The following is a 17619-nucleotide window of genomic DNA, read 5'->3' on the forward strand; positions in this document are numbered from 1 at the left end:
AGCGTCAGTTCGGTGAGGAAACGCTCCCGCGACGGATAGCCTGCCGCGATCTGCTCGAGCTGGATCAAGTCGGCGCGGCGGGTCATCGCGTCTTCATGGATGCGATCGAGCTGAGGCTCGTACCAGAGCCGGGCCGCCTCAAGTTCAGCAGGCCAGCCCGCCGCACCGGATCGGATGTGCTGGACTGTCGCAACAAACGAAAGCCAATCATCGCCTGCGCGCGGGGGGACGGGCGCATTGGCCAATGCCCCGATCGGATCGGGGTCCGATAGCATGTGATCGAGGGTCCGTTGCGCTGATGTTGGTCCGACGCCGGCCAGGAGCTGCATCACCCGGAACCCTGCAACACGGTCTTTCGGATTTTGCACGAAGCGCAGAAGCGCCAGCACGTCCTTGACATGGGCGGTGTCGAGAAACTTGAGCCCGCCAAATTTCACGAACGGAATATTGCGGCGCGTGAGTTCGACCTCCAGCGGACCGCTGTGGTGCGATGCGCGAAACAGCACGGCCTGCTGCTTTAAGGTGGTGCCGGTTTCGCGGTTCTCCAACACGCGCTCGACAATAAAACGCGCTTGGTCGGTCTCATCGCGCACGTTCACAAGCTGTGGTCGTTCGGCGGAGGTCCGATCGGTCCAGAGGTTCTTGGTAAACCGCTCGGCCGCAAGATCGATGACAGCATTCGCCGCCGACAGGATCGGCTGCGTCGAACGGTAGTTTCTGTCGAGCGTGATAATTTCGGCCGCAGGGCTGAACTGCGCCGGAAAGTCGAGAATATTGCGCACGGTAGCGGCGCGAAACGAATAGATGGATTGGGCGTCGTCTCCGACGACCGTGAGTCCGTGGCCGCCGGGCTTCAACGCCAGCAGGATTGAGGATTGAAGGCGGTTGGTGTCCTGATATTCGTCGACTAGGACGTGCTCGAAGCGGCCGCCGATGTCGTCAGCGAGCGCCGGATCGCTCACCATCTGCGCCCAGTAGAGCAGCAAGTCATCGTAGTCGAGTACGTTGTGGCGCTGCTTGGCCTCAACATAGGCCGCAAAAAGTTGACGCAACTCGGACACCCATCCAGCGCACCACGGAAATGACAACCGCAGCACGTCATCGATCTGCATCTCCGCATTGACGCATCGCGAGTAAATGGCAAGGCAAGTGCCCTTGGTCGGAAACCGAGCTTCCGTTTTGGAGAACCCGCATTCGTGTCTCATCAGGTTCATCAGGTCTGCGGAATCCTCGCGATCATGAATCGTGAAAGCGCGATCGAGACCGATCTGGTCGGCGTATTCCCGCAGGAGCCGCGCGCCGATGCCGTGAAATGTACCAGCCCATGTCAAGGCATCGGTCATGATCCCTGCGTTCTGCCCGATCACCTGGGAGGAAATCCGCTCAACGCGCCGCTTCATCTCGGCGGCGGCCCGTCGCGAAAATGTTAGAAGCAGGACGCGCCGCGGATCAGCGCCCTCGACGATCAGATGTGCCACCCGGTGAGCGAGGGTGTTGGTCTTTCCGGAGCCGGCCCCCGCGATTACAAGCAAGGGAGGCGCCGGCGAGGCATTGCCCGCCTGAATCCCATGTTCAACGGCCCGCCGTTGTTCCGGATTGAGTGTGGCGAGGTAGGCTGCGGACACGAATCATTCCCTAATTCCAAGAACGGACGATCCCTGTTTCTCGTTTTGTTCGCAAGGGCCAACGAACTGAAGTCTCGGAACAGCAGGGGAACCGCTAGGGCGCGGAGGCCGCAAGAGCTGCTGGCGCACTGAAAGGTCAATCGGATGAATAGAGCCGGTGACAAGATCAACCGAAGCCCTCAGTGACGCGAACGACAAAGGGGTGCCTTCGTGCAAATCGAGGGTCGATTTGTCGCAAGCACCTTAACCGGCTTCTCAGCGATATCCGTCGAAAAACCGCAACCGAACATTTTTATCAAACGCTATCAAACACATTGCGCTCAATCTTAAGGTCATTACTGACAATCTCGGCGCGCCTGACGTACGGACAACTGCGCCATGCCTGAAAGCCGGCTTACGGCGAATTGGAGCAGCTGGGCCTGGGCATCGCCATGACGTTCTGGATCAGGCTGTAAACAGCAGCTGGAGGAAGCAAAAGAGGCTTAGCTTCCCACAAGTTTTTAGATGGAGAACTAGACGGTGTAATGCCACGCTTGGCGCTCATTTCCGGGGTTCGATGAGAATACTTCCGCGACGAGCGAGCACCGAAGCGTTTCGCGAGGTCAGGTCTCCATGGCCAAGGCTCTTGAGCGGCACGCGCGCCACGGTCTGCTGACCCAGAAAATCCAAGACCGCTGCGAGGCGGCTATTTCGTTTTTGCTCTGAACGGATCCGGGATCAATCGCCGTCACGCGAGCGGCCAACCGACTCCAAGTTCGCTTAAAATGACTCGATTCAGCTTTGCGGGCACACCCATTGATTCCAATATACCCGTGTCATCAAATGAGTGGCGATCACTAGACTCAAGAAAGGTGAGGGCGGCTAAATTCACGGAAGTGCGCTTGGTATGGCTGAACGCACTTGAAAAAAACATGTCAGGCGCGCGCAGACTTGCGGCCGGATATTCAGGATTGGCGTCCGGGTGGGCACATCATCGCTTTAGACTAGCTTGTTTGGCCTTCAGCAATTGTGCAAGGCTTCCTTGCAGAATTGCCTTGCAAAGTTCGGGCTTTTGCTCGGGCCACAACGCGCGCTGCGTCAGCTGACGAGCACCTTTGGTTGTCCGAGCGCCAACGCGACCTTCATGTCATCGTGCTCGAACGCTGGCCGATAGATGGTCAGGCTCGCGCGATCCAATCCGTACGCTTGTGCCATCGGTTCCCAATTCTCGGATATTGTAGCCGCCATGTTGCCGATGGTACCCGCCGCTTCATCCGACGAAATATCGAAGAAGGATGCGTGCTCGAAGAGGGTCTCAATACTGGCCTCTGCACCTGATGTCTCGGAAATTGGGGTCTTTAACTCACGATGCCGCTCGGGCGCAGGGTTGACGTCGAACATGTGGGACAATCGCCATCGACGGTTGCCCGCGTAAAGAAAGCCATGGTTTTTGAGGTGATCGTCAACGTTTGCGACGAGGATCGTAAATCCAATGCGGTTGAAGAGTTCTCTGAGGTCGCGCTTAGGATCGTCGGAGTGCTGACGTATGGCTTCCGCGATCTGAGTATATGTACCGGACGTAGCGTCCGCCGTCGGAGGCATCCTGATGACCCCATCGTTAAGGGGGCCCGTTTGGAGGAAAATCACCCCTTAAACAGGTCCTCATTCCATGAAAAATCACAGGTGTGGTTTTCAGGCGTGCATGCCGATATCGGGGGCGGCTATCGTACATGGTTCGATGACGTCGATCTTCGAATGTTGAAGGATTCGGAAGAACATTCCGCCTGAGCAATCGGGTCCCGCGAAACTGACCTCAATTGTCTGAGCCGTCTGTGTCGGGGATGCAAAAATCGTTTTCCGATCGATCAGGCGATCGGGAAGAAGCTGCTGCACCGCTCGGCGCAAACCTCAAATGGCCCTCAAGCCTTTTCGCCAGAATTCGGTGGATCCGTCTTTATGATTTGCAGGGGACCCGGCACGCGGCTGGCCGCCGCCGCAGCAGCCGGATGTGGCCGCTCTCGTCGCAACCGAGCATCTTGCAGCGCTCGCGATACTCCTCATCTGTCTCGTCCGGATCGCGGTCGAGATGTAGAGATCGTCATCGGCGTGGGCGCCGGTGGCCTGTTCGACGTCATCGTGGGGATGCGGCGGAAGGTCCGGCGCCTCGCCGATGGACAGCGGCGCGTCGATCACGGCCTCGGGCGGTTTATCGGCTCCGCGGAGATAGCTACGCCCGGCGACGGTACCGGCCGCATGCGTGACCCGGTGCCAGAGCCCGTTGGCGGGGCAATCCTGCATCGCGTCGCGAAAGACGACGCTTAGGCCGCCCGCGCTCGCGATAACGTTGTCCGCGCCGAATTCGGTCGCGTCGAGCCGTTCGCCGTCCTGGGTGATGGTGACCTTGATCATGGCTTCCACCCTTGCTTCTTGTTCACGCCGCACTCTCTTCGCTTTCTCTGGGATCAGTTCCGTCGCCGGCCGGCCGGCCAAGCCGGTAAAGGCGATTCCAGCTCCGCGCCCAGTTGCGGTTGCGATCAAGAGGCGCCGTTCTCGTCATCGTCGTTCGTCGACATGCTCAGTGCTTCCCGATCTGGCGATCCTTTTTCATTGGCAGCTCATGGTATTACGGGCTCATGAGGCCCGATGACCGAGCCGATAGAGTCCGTTCCTCGTCCTCATCCACGTCCCGTTGCGATCAGCCAGACGAGCGGTGGCGTCGTGACGGGAGCGCCACCTCAACAGCCGGTCGAGATGGTCTTGCGCGAGCGACATCAGTGCTTCACCGCGGTGGCGTTGCGGGCCTCGAGCGTCGCGGCGATGATCTTCTGCAGCTTGCGGAGCGACAGACCGGACCGCTCGAGGGCTGGCTTGACGCCGCGACCTGGCAACCAAAGCGCTAACTGTTTCACGATAGCCAGCTATCTGTAGCCTCGCGATTCTGCCCAGAAAAAGTTGGTGCGAAAGCTCAGGGAAAAGGCATCGTGCTAATGCACGCAAATCCTGGCTGGAGGCCCGTGCCTTGCTTCGCCGATTCTGAACGGACTGGCGTTTTGTTTAATGAACGGATCTGGAATTTTCTTCCGGCGGCTTGATGTGGCGAAATGAATATAGAAGGGCCAGATCGTAACCGACCTTGAGCGTGCCGCAGATTATGAGCGGTAACCCCGGAAACGCGGTTGCGAGCAGGGCGCCGGAAAAAATGGGGCTGACGGATGCGGCGAGTGTCCGAGGAACCGCCGTAACGCTTGCGGCTGTGGGCTGTTCTTCTGGTGTTACCACAGCCATCACGTAGGATGTACGCGTGGGCACGTCCATTTGCGACAGCGCGGAGCGGACCAGCAACAGTATCAGTACCGCCGTCAGATCTGGCGCGATAGCAGCCGCGATCAGGCAAAGGCTCGATGGGATATGCGTGAACACCATGGTGTTCACGAGGCCAAATCGCTGTGCAAGACGTGCCGCGATCGGGTACGAGAATGCGGACAGAAGACTGGACAAAAAGAAAAACAAGCTTGCTTGTGTGAGCGATAAGTCGAATCGCACAAACAGCCAGAGCGCCATCAACGATTGAACGACGAACCCGCCCGCAAAGGCATCGATGCTGAACAACGCAGCAAGCTTAAAGACGATTGCGCGCGAGGGACCGAGGGGAGGTTGAGTTTTGGCGACCTCAGTATGCGAGCGGGGCAGGTGTCGGTAGAGAGCGGTCGCCACCACCGCGAGACACGCATACAGGTAAAACATCAACGCGAACGCGTTCAGTCTTTCGAACCCGAAAGAGACCATAAGATCGGGAATGGCTGCCGCGAGCGAACCCGCGGCCATCGAAAGGGCGCCGACGAGGCTATAGCGAGCGAAAGCACTGGTCCGGTCCCTGTCCGAAGCGCCGCGCGCCAGCATGGCATGCTCCAAAGGTACAAGCATGCCGATGTCGCTGCTCGACGGATTGATCGTGCCGACGAACGCCGCGATCACGATGAACGGAAAATACTCAATGGTCGCAAAGGCAAGTCCTGTGCATGTCATCAGGAACGCGCCAATCAGAAGCAGACTGCGGAGATCGTGACGCGGTGCGATCCACCCAATCCCGAGTGTCAGGGCGGCTGTCCCAAGGAGTGAAGCAGTCGCGATGATCCCGATTTGAGCAGGACTCAAACCGATCGCTGAGAGATATGCAGGCAGGAGAATGACGGTGAATCCGTCGCCGAGACCGCGTACGCCTCGGGCCACGTACAGAAGCAAGAGATTGGAATGCGATTGCTCTTGTGGCGAAGGCGACGATCCAGTCTCGGATGAGTACGGAGAATCTGCCATGATCAAGACCTACTTGCGGGCAGAGGTGCTGAGCGGCGGCAAAGGAAATCCGAACGTCAATCCAGCGCGTAGTTCATTGACCGCGTGGCCGTTTGTCAGTGCGTGGCGGAATGCGACGTCAAACGATAGTTTGTCGGTCGCCTTCCAGATCGCGCCGATTAACCCTGACACTGTCTCCGATCGCCCGAACTCGTTCTCGTAGAAGACCTCAGCAACGGGCCGGATGGACCAGTCCGCTGGCCCCTCAATGATGGCGCCGAGGAACAGATCGGCGTCGTGGTTGCGCGTGAGGACCGCCTCGCCATTCAGATGGACCGTCCCCCAGTCCCATCGCTGGGATACGATCCCCGCAAGGCTTGCCCCCATTCCGGAATCGCCCGACTATCCGGAAGCAGCACTCCGAATTCCGTGGCAATGCTCGGTCCTTCCTTATTTTGGAGGCTGCCTGGCCGCAGGACATGCTTGAGGAAAGTTCCGGCCGCGGTCAGGCTTGTGGGGGTGATGGAGGAAGAAAGTGGGGTTTCCAACTGGCCCTCGAACACGGCCTCCCAATCTGGTGCCAAGCCGATGTTCACGACCGTCGCAGGCGCTATCAGCGTTGTCTGCGAGCTTTCCCGTCGCGCACCGGCAGATTGCCATTCCAGCTCCACTTCGCCCGGATCGGCTACCGCAGCGTCGGTCCCGTCAAACGGACGATACGCCGCTGCCGAACGGGGCCATACCGCAAGGGGGAGGGCAACGAGCATTGCTCCAACCAGGTTTTTGGAGCTTCGTGGTACAGCGAATTGAGGCCTTGTAACCATGGCTGAGCCTCAGGGAGTCCAGCTATTCGGAAACTGGGCGAAATATCCATACGCCTGCTGGCTGTCCCGCATGGGTCCGGGCGGCGAGGAGAAATAGGTCAAGTGCAGGCACGAAGAGCGATGTGCGGGCTCCCGAAATCGTTGGAATGCGGGCAATGCGAGGATATGCCGCGCTCCGGAGATCCAGAATATCGATGAAGCCTTCGCCACAACTCACGTAGGCTCGTCGCCGTTTCTGGTCGACGAAAACGTCGTCAGCATCGCCGCAAATTGGCGTCGTGGCAACAACGGATCCATCCTCCACTGAAAAGGCACCAAGCCTGGCGGGGCGACGAAAGGCAACAAGTACGTTTCGGCGGTCCTGATCCAAAGCCATCGGAAAATTCGCCGCTAGGTCCCTGGTGGACCATCGGGCAATTTGCTTCAGGGAGGCATCATCGACCACCACGATCGAATGATCGTCTGGAAGATTGATAACGACGCGGCCGGAACTGTCGTCAATCTGAAATCCTTCCGGGTGGGCCTTGAGCGGCACATCGCCAACCTTCACGCGGCTGGATGGATCCAGAACGGCCAGAGACCCGTTGCCATGACCGATCATCACACGGGTGCCAGCAGCATTTACGCGAATATTGTCGGCATCTTCGCCCAACTCGATCCGCCCGATCGGCGAATAGTCACTCCCGCGAAACAAACGGACCGATCCGTCACCCGCGTTTGCAACGTACCAAACGTCGGTTGTGGCCAGATAAGCGATGCCTTGCGGTTGCCGCAAATCGGTAAGGGTGCGAATGACCCGATGGTTGGCAAGGTCGATAACCCCTACGCTGTCATTCTCCAGTTCGGCGACGAACAGGCGTTGGCGCTTCAGGTCAATCGCCATGTGATCAATGCGGCCTCGCACGTCGCCGAGAGGAATCTTGGCCTCAAGCTGCAATGGAGGCTCCACTTTGTCCTCAGCCGCAGCCACGTGCAAACCGAGCGGGCTCAGTACGACCAACACCGTTGTCCAAACGAGCCAGGCCCAATGACGGATCGGCCAACCCCGTCGTCGGTCACCGAGGTTCGCAGCTTGCGACATGCCATCCTCTCCCATCTCCACGTGACCTCGTTGTCGTTCGGATACGCTACTTGTTCACGACGGCGATCTTGTCGAGCGCGGATCGGAGCCCTTGAGCGAGCTTGATGGCGTCACCATTTGCCCAGAAATGCAGGAAGAAGAGCCGGGGCTGCTCATCCAACATGTGGCTGTGAACCGCCGTTACCTCGATGCCGTTCGCGCGCAAAGCGCTTACGACTGGATTGACCTCGCTGCCAATCAGCACGAAATCACCGGTTATCGCTGCCTTACCGGCACCGGTCGGCTGGAAGTTGATGCCCGTCGCCACGCCCATTGGGCCCGCAGGCGAGATCGCCATGCCGTCCATCGTTACGTCGTCGCGGCGAGCAACGCCGATCTGATAGACGGCCCCGTTTGCATGTCCCTTTGCACCGATGATCTGATCGATCCGAGCCGTGTCGAGGTCGATCGCTACGTTCGAGGATGTTGCTGGTGGCGTGGTGAGAGGGGTGTTGCTCACGGCAAGGGCATCATGAATTGCAGACGCGAGTTTTACGGCGTCGCCATGTCCGCCGACATGGAGATAGAAGGTTGCAGGCGTCGCGCGAAGCAAGTGGTTGTGGACCGCCGTGACTTCGAGGCCACCCTCGATCAGTTTGGACATGACCGGATTGATCTCGGATTCGAGCAGGACCAAATCGCCCATGGCCATCACGCCGTCGGGCATGGGCTTTAGGGCGACCCAGCCGCCGAGTGCGAGCGCCGGCGCGATCGTAACCCCGTCCAGCGTGACCCTGAGGTCGCTCCGCGGGAAGCCGTAGCGATGGACGTCGCCGGATACGGCGGGCTTGCGGCCGAGCGTCGTATCGACCTTCTGCCAATCGATTTCCTGTGCATTGGCGAGCGTGGCCAATATCGCGATAAGGCCACCGAATAGAAATGGTGAAATTTTGGACATGTTGATCCTCCTTGTGAGGTGAGCTGACGTTTATTGTGCGCCCAGGCGTCCTTGGGTTGTCGCCTCGGTCAGGCGATGTTCGACGTTTTTCCAGCGAATGGCGTCCATGAACGTGTCCACGTAGGTCGCCGCTTTGGCACCGAAATCGATGTGGTAGGAGTGTTCATACATATCGAGCGCAAGGATTGCTCTGCCATCCGCAAGGGTATGACAGTGATCCGGAGCCCATTGATTCACGAGCTTGCCGTCGCGGTGCGACCAGGACAGAAGAACCCAGCCGGATCCCCCGCCGAGCGCCTTGCCCATGGCAATGAACTGCGAGCGCCATCGCTCGTATGAGCCAAAGTCGCGCGTTATGGCCTGGCGCATGGCTGTACCTGGTTTGCCATCATCCCCCAATGCATCAAAGAAGTTCTCATGGAGGATCTTCGAGTTCATCGCGACAAGCTGTTCGCGCTTCAGCCCGTTCAGAATGAAGCCTGGCGCCGTCGCAAACTCGATTTCTGCAAGTTTCTCCTCGATGAGGTTGAGACGCTTGACCGCACCGCCGTAGTTGTTCTCGTAGTGGCTGACGATCAGGCGTTCGGACATGCCCCTGAGGTGCATTGGATCACAGGTGAGAGGTTTCATCACATATGGCATGGGAACTCCTATTTGACCGGCTTGATATCCAACCAATCGAAATGGATCAGGCTGTCCGCCTTGGTCCACAGCGCGATCTTTCCGGGAGCAGGGAATGTTGTGTCGATCGAGGTATGCAGTGCCTTTCCGTCAAGCGACACGGTAAATCGCGGTCCTTCAGCGCGTAGGCCGAGGGTATGCCATTTCCCGGAATCGACAGGGACGTTCGCGGTGGCAATTTGCTCGCGTCGTCCGGCGATCACTCGATAGAACCGCACGTTGTTCTCGAGCGCGTTGGCGCGCGCGACATAGTAATTGTTGCGATTGACGAGACGGACAGCGACGCCAGCTGCCTGATCGACCTTTCCGGAGATGGGCCTGAAGTGGATGGTGGCTTCGATATCGCTCTGAACGGTCGGCATGTATATCGCGAGGGGAAATCGATAGTCGGTTGGGTCAGCATCCACTTGCGCAAGCGCCTTACCGCGATCGGCCGTAGCGTCATCGACGAGTTTCCACTCGCCCTGTCTGTCGCCGCCGGTCAACGCAGGGACGAAGTCCTTAGACGCTGTGCCACGCTCGACGTCGCCGAATGCCACGTGTTGTGCGTGGGCAGCGGACGTCAGTAGTGACATTGCGAACAACAGGGCAAGAGGCGCTGACGGTCTCATCGCATCATCCCCAACAGTCCGGTGACGTGGAGAAATAGGCCGACGACACAGCAGGCGGCAAGCGTCGGGATCATGCCGACCTTGAACCGGAAGATCGCAACTGCCGCCGCAACCGAAAGCGCGAGCGCCCATGGATCGACGCTCAGCAGTTTCGGTGCATCGAAGTCGATCAGCAATCGGCGAACCGGAATAGTTTCCCGGAAGATGGTGTGGATGGCGAACCAAACCGCAAGGTTGAGCACCACACCGACGACTGCGGCCGTGATGGCGCGGAGCGCGGACGCGAGCGCTTTGTTGCCCCGGAAAATCTCGATGAACGGCGCGCCGACAAATATCCAGAGGAAGCACGGGGTAAACGTGACCCATGTGGCGAGCAGTCCTCCCAGCGCGCCTGCCAGCAGCGGCGAAAGTGCGCCCGGATCACGATAGGCCGCCATGAACCCCACGAATTGCAAGACCATGATGAGGGGGCCTGGCGTGGTTTCCGCCATGCCGAGACCATCCAGCATCTCGCCGGGATTCAACCAACCGTAATGATCGACAGCTTGTTGGGCGACGTAGGCAAGCACGGCATAGGCGCCGCCGAACGTTACCATCGCCATTTTGCTGAAGAAGACGGCGATCTGGCTGAAAACGTTCTCGGTGCCGAGCATCGCGGCCAGCGCGATCACGGGAAGGAGCCAGAGCGCCAACCAGATGGTGGCCACGCGCAGGAAGCGCGGAAGGGTTGGCCGGGTATGCTCCGGCTGGCTTTCGCCGAGCAGGCTGTCGACGAGGGCATCGTTGCCTGGGTTGCCGCTCGGTCCGTGGTCAACCGTTCCCTGAAATCCCTTGATACCGGCAGTTGCTCCAAAAAGCCCGATCAATGCAGCACCGAAAACAATGATCGGGAATGGCACGTTGAAGAGGAAGATGCCGACGAACGCCACCGCGGCGAGTGCCTTCATGACGTGGTTCTTCAAGGATTTCTTGCCGATCCGGACCACCGCCTCAATGACGATCGCCAGAACGGCGGCCTTTAATCCGAAGAACAGTGCAACGAAGGTCGGAACGTTGCCGAATGCGGCGTACACATAGCTCAAGGCCATAATCGAGATGATGCCCGGTATGATGAACAGGCTGCCGGCGATGAGGCCTCCAAGCGTCCGATGCATCAGCCAACCGATATACGTCGCCAGTTGCTGTGCCTCGGGCCTCGGTAGCAGCATGCAGTAGTTCAGCGCATGCAGAAAACGTTCCTCGGAAATCCATCGCTTCTCCTCGACGAGGATGCGATGCATGACCGCGATCTGCCCCGCCGGTCCGCCGAAACTGAGTAGAGCCACGCGGACCCACACCAGGAGCGCCTCATGGAGGGAGACGCCGTGTTTCGGCAGCTGGCGAAGGTTTCCGATGGTGGTTGACGCCGTCATGTGTGTATCCCGGCGTGCGGCTCGGAGCCGAGGTCCTGTTTCTCGACCTCAAGACGGCACCATTTGTACAGTGCGTCGTAGATGACAAGGCCGTGCCCAAGCATCTCGTGATCGGCCGGGAAGTTGGCTGACAAGCCGCGGGAAATCGCGAGAAGCCCCTCGCATTGGGGAGCAAGGTCCGGCCGAGACGTGTCGGCACCCCGAACGATGGTTGCCAGTCGATCAAGAGCTGGATCTTTGATGTCGTAGACCCGTATGATGGCGTCGAACGAGCAACGATCGCCTTCATGCGTGAACTTCACGCCATCAATGTCATAAGGCGTCGCGCCGGTTTGCTTCGCGACCGTTAGAACCTGATCTCGCGGTACGTAGAAAAATTCGGCGTCAGGATCAATGAAGCGCAAGATCAGCCACGGACAGGCGATGCGATCGATCTTCGGATGCTCGCGTGTGACCCATTTCCCCCGGTGCGTTCCGATGTTGCGGCGGGTCGGGAATCCGAGTGCGGTCCAACCCTCGACGCCGCCTTCAAGGAAGTATGCGCCAACGCCCATGGCGCGCAGGGCGATGGCAACGCCCTGGCTTAACTGGTCTCCGCGAAGGCAATAGGTGACAACCTGCCGTCCGCCCGGCAGGTCACGTCGCCATTGCCCAACGTTATCGGGGGAGTGGTGAACCGCGGGGCCTAGCAGTCGGCTTGAGTTGGTGAAGTCAGCGTCACTTCGAACATCAACGACGAACGGCGCCGTCCCGGAGCCGAGGCCAGCAGAGAGATCATGCGGGGATATGGAGAGCCTGTTTCCGTCCATGCGCAACTCCCTCGATAAATCGAGCGCTGCGCAGAGCTTGGACGGTAGCCGTCTGGCGGGGAGTCTGCCTGTCCCCGATGCAGCGAGACTAAATCACTCGCGGGCGCGGATTCAAGGTCAACGATAGGGCAATCAGAAGCAATATTTGGAACCGTCAGGCATCGTTGGGCCAGCGCGTGTGAAGGTCATCAATGACAAATGCGTGCGCGTGCCGGTTCCGGGAGGCATCGACAAGATGCGAATCGTCGGGGGAGAGATCGGGATGGTCATGTTCGATGACCTCCGGGTCTTTCGTGGGCCACATCAGCAACGCTCCTGCGACGCCGGCGAGGGTAACAGCCGCGAGCACAAGCGTCGTGACGGACAAACCAGCCGTTTCGCCCAGCCAGCCCGCCAACGGATAGGTCAGGAGCCAGCACCCGTGGGACAGCGCGAACTGGGCGGCGAATACTGCGGGTCGGTCAGAAGCGTGTGCCGAGCGTCGGAGCAGCCGTCCGGTCGGAGTCTGCACTGCGCTGTAGCCGATCCCCGCCAGCACCCATAATCCGAGCAACATCGGCCAAATCAGATCGGGGGCCGTGCTCCGCAATGTGATGCCGAGGATGACGAGAAGAGCGGTCAGCAAGCCTGCGGCGGAAACCATTACCGAGCGATCCGGCAGCACGGCGGCCAGCGCCGGACTGAGAAGGTTTTCGAGATCGTAGGCCAAGCGAGACAAGGACAGGGCGCGGGTGTAATCGCCTTCATCTGGAAGCACGTCCGGGATGGTACCCTGGAACGTCGGCGTGAATGCCGCGGAGGCCGCTTGGAGCAGAAAGATCAAAAGGTAAATCTGCCAGACCTGTGTCACGAACGGCAGTGCGATCGCAACCGGTGCGCGGATCAAGTCCATGGTCACGAGAAACGAACGACGCGGGACATGCCCCGCAGGCTTCCGGCGGTCGGCGCGAAACCGACATAGGCGATCATCTTGATCGCAAGGGCGATGCCGAGCACGGCTCCCGCCCTGTCGCCTGCGATCTCGAAGCCAGAAGCCCGAGTGCCACGGTCATCAGGCCCGTGCCGATCAGGGCGATGACCTGCGCCGCGAAAAGGTGCCGATAGGTACGGTTGGCAAGGATCGCCAACATGTGTCATCTCCAAAGATGGATTCGCAGCGCGTCGGCCTTGCCGTCATGTTGCTGAATACCTTGCTTTTATCCGAGGTCGCGGAAATGGGAGACAGCCGCGTCGGCTTTCAAGGCGACTGTCCCTCGCACCGACGAGCCACTCATTCGACCGTATATCTGGCAGTCAAGGAATAGCCGTGCAGGCTGGCGGAGAACACAACTCGGGCCTGTGGTGCCAACTCGGTCTCCATCTTGCCGACCATCATGTTTGGGGCTGCTTGGTTTGAATTGTACGGTGACCACGCCAAGGGGGCGCACGCTTATGGCACTTACTTTTTACAAGGCTGTCCGTTTGATTCGATGCAAGGTTTGGCAGCTTGCGGTGCCGGACGGGCTGCGGGTGGCGGAGCCGGACGAGCAACTGGTGGGGGAGCCGGCCACGCCATTTGAGGTGGTGGCGGAGGAGCGGGTCGGGCCATCGCTGGAGGCGCTGGCCGCGCAACTGCGGCTGCGGGTGGGGCAGCGCGTGCGGCGGGCGGAGCTGGATGCGCGATTTGAGGCGGTGGAGGAACTGGCCGCATGGCCGGTGGAGGGGCTGAGTGTGCAGCCGGTGGCGGACTCGGGCGTACGATCTGCGGCGACGCGGCTGGTGCCGGAGGGTGTGAGGTAATCGGCTTTTGTTGCGGTGCCTGCACGGGCGAAACCGGTCGACTGCTTTGGTTATGTGGGCTCGGCAACGGATGCAGAGCAGCTTTGCCGCCCGATTGCGCAGGCGACACAGGCGGTGGCGCCGGCGTATGTTGCTGCATTTGCGGATGCTGGGGCTGGCCAGGAATCGGCGGCTTGCCATTCACCGAAGGCGGCGATTGTGCACTGGGCACACCGGGCAATGGTTGCACAGCTGACTTTTGACCGGGTGATGCCGGTGACAGCGGCGGAGTGACGACAGCAGGTTTTGCGCCGGCGTCCTGCTTCGGAGGTTGTGTCGGTGAGCCCGGCTGACCGCCGGGACCTGGTAGAGGCTGCACTGCCGCTTTGCCTGACGGCGTGGGCGAAGCTGGCGTGGTCGTCGGATGTTGGGGCTGACCGAGAATCGGCGGCTTGCCGTTCACCGAAGGCAGCGATTGCGCACCGGGCGCGCCAGGCAATGGTTGCAAGGCTGACTTATGACCGGGGGATGCCGGTGTCTGCGGCGAAGTGACAGCAGGTTTTACGCCAGTGTCCTGCTTCGCTGGCTGTGCCGGCGGACTTCGCTGGCTACTTGGACTCGGCCCGGGTTGGGCAATCGCCTTGCCGCCCGATTGCACCGGCGCAGTTTGTGTTGCTGGATGTAAAGGCTGGTGCGGGATCTCCTGCGATCTGCCGTTCACCGAAGGCAGCGGCTGCCCACCAGGCGTGCCCGGTAGCGGCGCAGTTGTCGATTTGCGGTCAGGCGAGGTGGGCGTGTGGTCAGGCTGCGTGGCCGCGGGTTGTGAGCCCGGTGCCGGAGGCTTGGTCTGTTGCACCGGTACTTGCGGGCTCTGGTGCGGTGCGGTGACCGCCGCTTTTTTCGCCACCGTTTTCGGCAATGCCGGTGCGAGGAGAGCGGCGCCAGCGACGGCTGCTCCGGCGGCAGCGACGCCGGGAGACACGCCGTGCGGCGATGTAGCTGCGATACCGGGAGCGGTCGGCGTGCTAGGCGTGCCCGAGGCAGACGTAGCAGGCTGCTGCGCGGCAGGTTGCTGTGTGGCGCTTGGCGTTGCTGCCGGAGTTGCGGATACCGGTTGCGGTGCGAGCGCCTGCGCCGGCGTTACCGTCTGCGCCTGGCCACCCGGCCTGGTGATCGTGACCATATTGGTCGTGTTGTTGACCACCACCGTATTGTGAATGTTGTTGTAGATGACGTTCGGCGGCGGCGGCGCCACGTAGGGCGGCGGGCTATAATATGCCGGCATCGGCACATAATCTGGGACCGGCAGCACAAACGCCGCGAATACGGGCGGCGGCGGCGCCAGCACAACGAAATCCGGTGGTGGCGGCGGCAGGAAGAACACCGGCGGCGGTGGCGGCGGTGCGAATCCATAGTCCGGATCGTCAAAGACCAGCACCGGCCGACGGAAATACACGACCTCGTCTTCGGGCGGCGGCGGGACGTCATAGTCGATCGCGGTGAACATCGGGGGCGGCTCAAACGCAGCGGCGAGATAGGCGAGGCGGCGATGGGCGTCGGCGACGTGCGGTCCGCGCGGATAGCGGCGCAGATACGACCAGTAGGCCTGTGGCGTGTCGATACTGCGTGTGTGCCGCCAAGTGATCGCTTCCCGGCGCGCGGCGACAATTGCGCGGACACGCCTCGCCATCGGATCGTTCGGATAGGCGGCGAGAAAATCGAGATACCCTCGTAACGTATCGCGTTCCAGTGCAGCGACATACGCTTCCTGCGCGTCGAGATCGCGGATGGGTCTCGCACGCATCGCGGCAATTTGTTCATTTGATGCGGTCGGTGGTGGAGCGTCAGGCGCACGGTCGAAGAACATAAAAGGCGCCTCGATCTTCGATGCACTCCAAGGCACTTCGCCACCCTTGGTCATTTCATTGACGCGCAGACGGGTTCGGTCGAACACCTCGGCGAGCGGCAGGCCGCCAGTGCGGATCATTTCGGCGAGCGCCTGCGCATAAGCGCCGTACGGCCCCGCCTCCTGCGGCGCCACCGTACCGGGAGCCGCATTAAAGGCGATCAACATATGCGGTTCGGGCTCCACCAGCGCGAGGCCGCTGGCCAACGGCTGGTCCGATCTGGCGAACGGATTCGCGCGTGCCGCATCGAGGATGACAATCCCCGCTTTGATCTTCAGCGCTGCCAGCGGCCGGATATAGTCGGATAGCCGTAGCGTTTCGAGCGGCACATCGGTATCGCGCGCGAGCTTCGCATCGACCGGTACGAAGTAATTCTCGCCTTCGAGTTGCACGCCGTAGCCACCGAGATAGATGACGGCAACGCTGTCTGGTCCCGATGCGCTGACCTTGTCGAGAAACTCACGAAACGTGCGGCGCAGCGTGTCCTGGTCGAGATCACGCGCCCCGACCACGTCAAAGCCGGCGGCCTGCAATGTCTGAGCAATCAGGCCGGCATCGTTCGCCGGTGTAGGTAATGCTTCTGGCTGATAGGCGGCGTTGCCGATCACCAGGGCGACACGCTTTTCCGCTTGTTGCGCGTTGACTGGGGATAGCGATGTGACCGCGACAAGCGCGAGTGTAATGCAGGCCAAGAAACGCATGAGTGTTGCCCCAGCAATGGCGATAGTGAGTGTGCATTTCATCGAAGATGCCGTGAATGGCGTCTGAACGAAAGCGCCCTAAATTATGGCGAGGTTTCGATCGCGGACTGCAACCGATCCGTAAACTGGTATTCCAGCTTTAAGTAGCCGAGGGATCGGGAGCTAAGTACGTCGCTCCAGCTTTGCTGGAGCTCTTCTAATGATTGCAAGCAATTGTAATAATTAGAAAATTCTATCCTTGGTTCGCCGCTTGCTACAGTGACGTATGACTTGGATGCGCACTGCGAGACCTCATAGAGAGAACCAATTAGGCCGGCAACCAACAGGCCAGCGATGATCACCTCGGTAGTATCGTTCGTCGCATTTAGCGACATAGAAAGCCCCGGCGATAAGAACGAGCATCGATCCTTCGACTTGAATCCACGGCAGCGTGCGGCTCCGTAGCAGACGGTAGCCGGCCTATTTAGCGTTGTTGATTACGGTGGCGCGCAATTGATTGTGCTGACTTTTGATGTGGTCCGGATTGTGCGGCTCAAGTCGTCGCCCGAACTACGGTAGTGCCACACCAAGGAAAAAAGGATCTAGATTGCCACCTGTCGTCCGATCTCTACCACTTGGTCGTGGGGAAGACTGAAGAAATCGCTGACATGTAGCGCGTTCCGCTCCATTGTCGCGAACAGACGCTCCTGCCAGCCCGTGAGCCCCATGCCATCCTCACGTCGGATCACGGTCTCGTGGCCCACATAATAGGTCACGTCGGCGATATCGATGGCACATCCCAGCGATTTGCTTTGGGCGAGCAGCTGCGGGATATGGGGACGCTCCATAAAGCCGAACCGCGCCTCAGCCCGCCAGAAATTATGCGCGACTTCTTCAAGCGTTATCCGATTGCTCGGATCAACCCACGGCACCGAGAGGATCTCCACCCGTAGGACGAAGAGGTGTTCGTGCAAGGCGCGGTTATGCTTGACATGCCAGACCATGACTGGCGGCGTGCCGTG

14 protein-coding genes and 1 pseudogene are annotated in these 17619 nt (G+C 60.1%); 2 read left to right on the forward strand and 13 right to left on the reverse strand.

Annotation, left to right across the window (positions count from 1 at the left end):
- Both BGN91_RS00295 and BGN91_RS00300 read right to left on the reverse strand, forming a co-directional pair.
- On the reverse strand, positions 1-1625 hold a 1625-nt coding region (locus tag BGN91_RS00295; RefSeq protein ID WP_292609976.1), incomplete at its 3' end, for an ATP-dependent helicase.
- 1077 nt (positions 1626-2702) lie between these two features.
- Entirely contained in the window at positions 2703-3164 is a 462-nt protein-coding gene (locus BGN91_RS00300; protein ID WP_292610016.1) for a HipA domain-containing protein, read from the reverse strand.
- Between BGN91_RS00300 and BGN91_RS00305 the strand changes: the two genes are divergently transcribed.
- Entirely contained in the window at positions 3048-3392 is a 345-nt protein-coding gene (locus BGN91_RS00305; RefSeq protein WP_292609977.1) for a DUF2235 domain-containing protein, read from the forward strand. The genes BGN91_RS00300 and BGN91_RS00305 overlap by 117 nt on opposite strands.
- Before the next feature lie 120 nt (positions 3393-3512).
- Here the strand turns inward: BGN91_RS00305 and BGN91_RS00310 are convergent, their stop codons facing one another.
- Both BGN91_RS00310 and BGN91_RS00315 read right to left on the reverse strand, forming a co-directional pair.
- The gene (locus BGN91_RS00310; RefSeq protein WP_292609978.1) at positions 3513-4013 is read right to left on the reverse strand and encodes a hypothetical protein; all 501 of its coding nucleotides are present in this window, start codon (positions 4011-4013) and stop codon (positions 3513-3515) included.
- A gap of 645 nt (positions 4014-4658) precedes the next feature.
- Complete coding sequence (locus BGN91_RS00315) at positions 4659-5918, reverse strand: MFS transporter (protein WP_292610017.1); 1260 nt, start codon at positions 5916-5918, stop codon at positions 4659-4661.
- Between BGN91_RS00315 and BGN91_RS00320 the strand changes: the two genes are divergently transcribed.
- The gene (locus tag BGN91_RS00320; RefSeq protein ID WP_292609979.1) at positions 5917-6120 is read left to right on the forward strand and encodes a hypothetical protein; all 204 of its coding nucleotides are present in this window, start codon (positions 5917-5919) and stop codon (positions 6118-6120) included. The two genes, BGN91_RS00315 and BGN91_RS00320, sit on opposite strands and share 2 nt — an antisense overlap.
- 623 nt (positions 6121-6743) lie before the next feature.
- Here the strand turns inward: BGN91_RS00320 and BGN91_RS00325 are convergent.
- The 9 genes and pseudogenes from BGN91_RS00325 to BGN91_RS00365 form a co-directional block, all read right to left on the reverse strand.
- Positions 6744-7802, reverse strand: a complete 1059-nt coding sequence (locus BGN91_RS00325; protein ID WP_292609980.1) for a hypothetical protein — start codon at positions 7800-7802, stop codon at positions 6744-6746.
- A 46-nt stretch (positions 7803-7848) separates the two neighbouring features.
- On the reverse strand, positions 7849-8739 hold the full coding sequence (locus BGN91_RS00330; RefSeq protein WP_292609981.1) for a DUF1259 domain-containing protein: 891 nt from the start codon (positions 8737-8739) through the stop codon (positions 7849-7851).
- Positions 8740-8769: 30 nt separating this feature from the next.
- Positions 8770-9381: a Fe-Mn family superoxide dismutase gene (locus BGN91_RS00335; protein WP_292609982.1), complete on the reverse strand. Its 612-nt coding sequence runs from the start codon at positions 9379-9381 to the stop codon at positions 8770-8772.
- 8 nt (positions 9382-9389) lie between these two features.
- Entirely contained in the window at positions 9390-9959 is a 570-nt protein-coding gene (locus BGN91_RS00340; RefSeq protein ID WP_292609983.1) for a hypothetical protein, read from the reverse strand.
- 68 nt (positions 9960-10027) lie between these two features.
- The gene (gene chrA, locus BGN91_RS00345; RefSeq protein WP_292609984.1) at positions 10028-11443 is read right to left on the reverse strand and encodes a chromate efflux transporter; all 1416 of its coding nucleotides are present in this window, start codon (positions 11441-11443) and stop codon (positions 10028-10030) included.
- On the reverse strand, positions 11440-12252 hold the full coding sequence (locus BGN91_RS00350; protein WP_292609985.1) for a chromate resistance protein ChrB domain-containing protein: 813 nt from the start codon (positions 12250-12252) through the stop codon (positions 11440-11442). The genes chrA and BGN91_RS00350 overlap by 4 nt, the downstream gene beginning before the upstream one ends.
- Positions 12253-12406: 154 nt before the next feature.
- Positions 12407-13382 (reverse strand): annotated as a pseudogene (locus tag BGN91_RS00355) (MFS transporter).
- Positions 13383-13690: 308 nt separating this feature from the next.
- On the reverse strand, positions 13691-16618 hold the full coding sequence (locus BGN91_RS00360; RefSeq protein ID WP_292609986.1) for a caspase family protein: 2928 nt from the start codon (positions 16616-16618) through the stop codon (positions 13691-13693).
- A gap of 581 nt (positions 16619-17199) precedes the next feature.
- A partial coding sequence (locus BGN91_RS00365; protein ID WP_292609987.1) for a KUP/HAK/KT family potassium transporter occupies positions 17200-17619 on the reverse strand: 420 nt, incomplete at its 5' end.

Source organism: Nitrobacter sp. 62-13 (genome assembly GCF_001896955.1).
Taxonomy (GTDB): domain Bacteria; phylum Pseudomonadota; class Alphaproteobacteria; order Rhizobiales; family Xanthobacteraceae; genus Nitrobacter.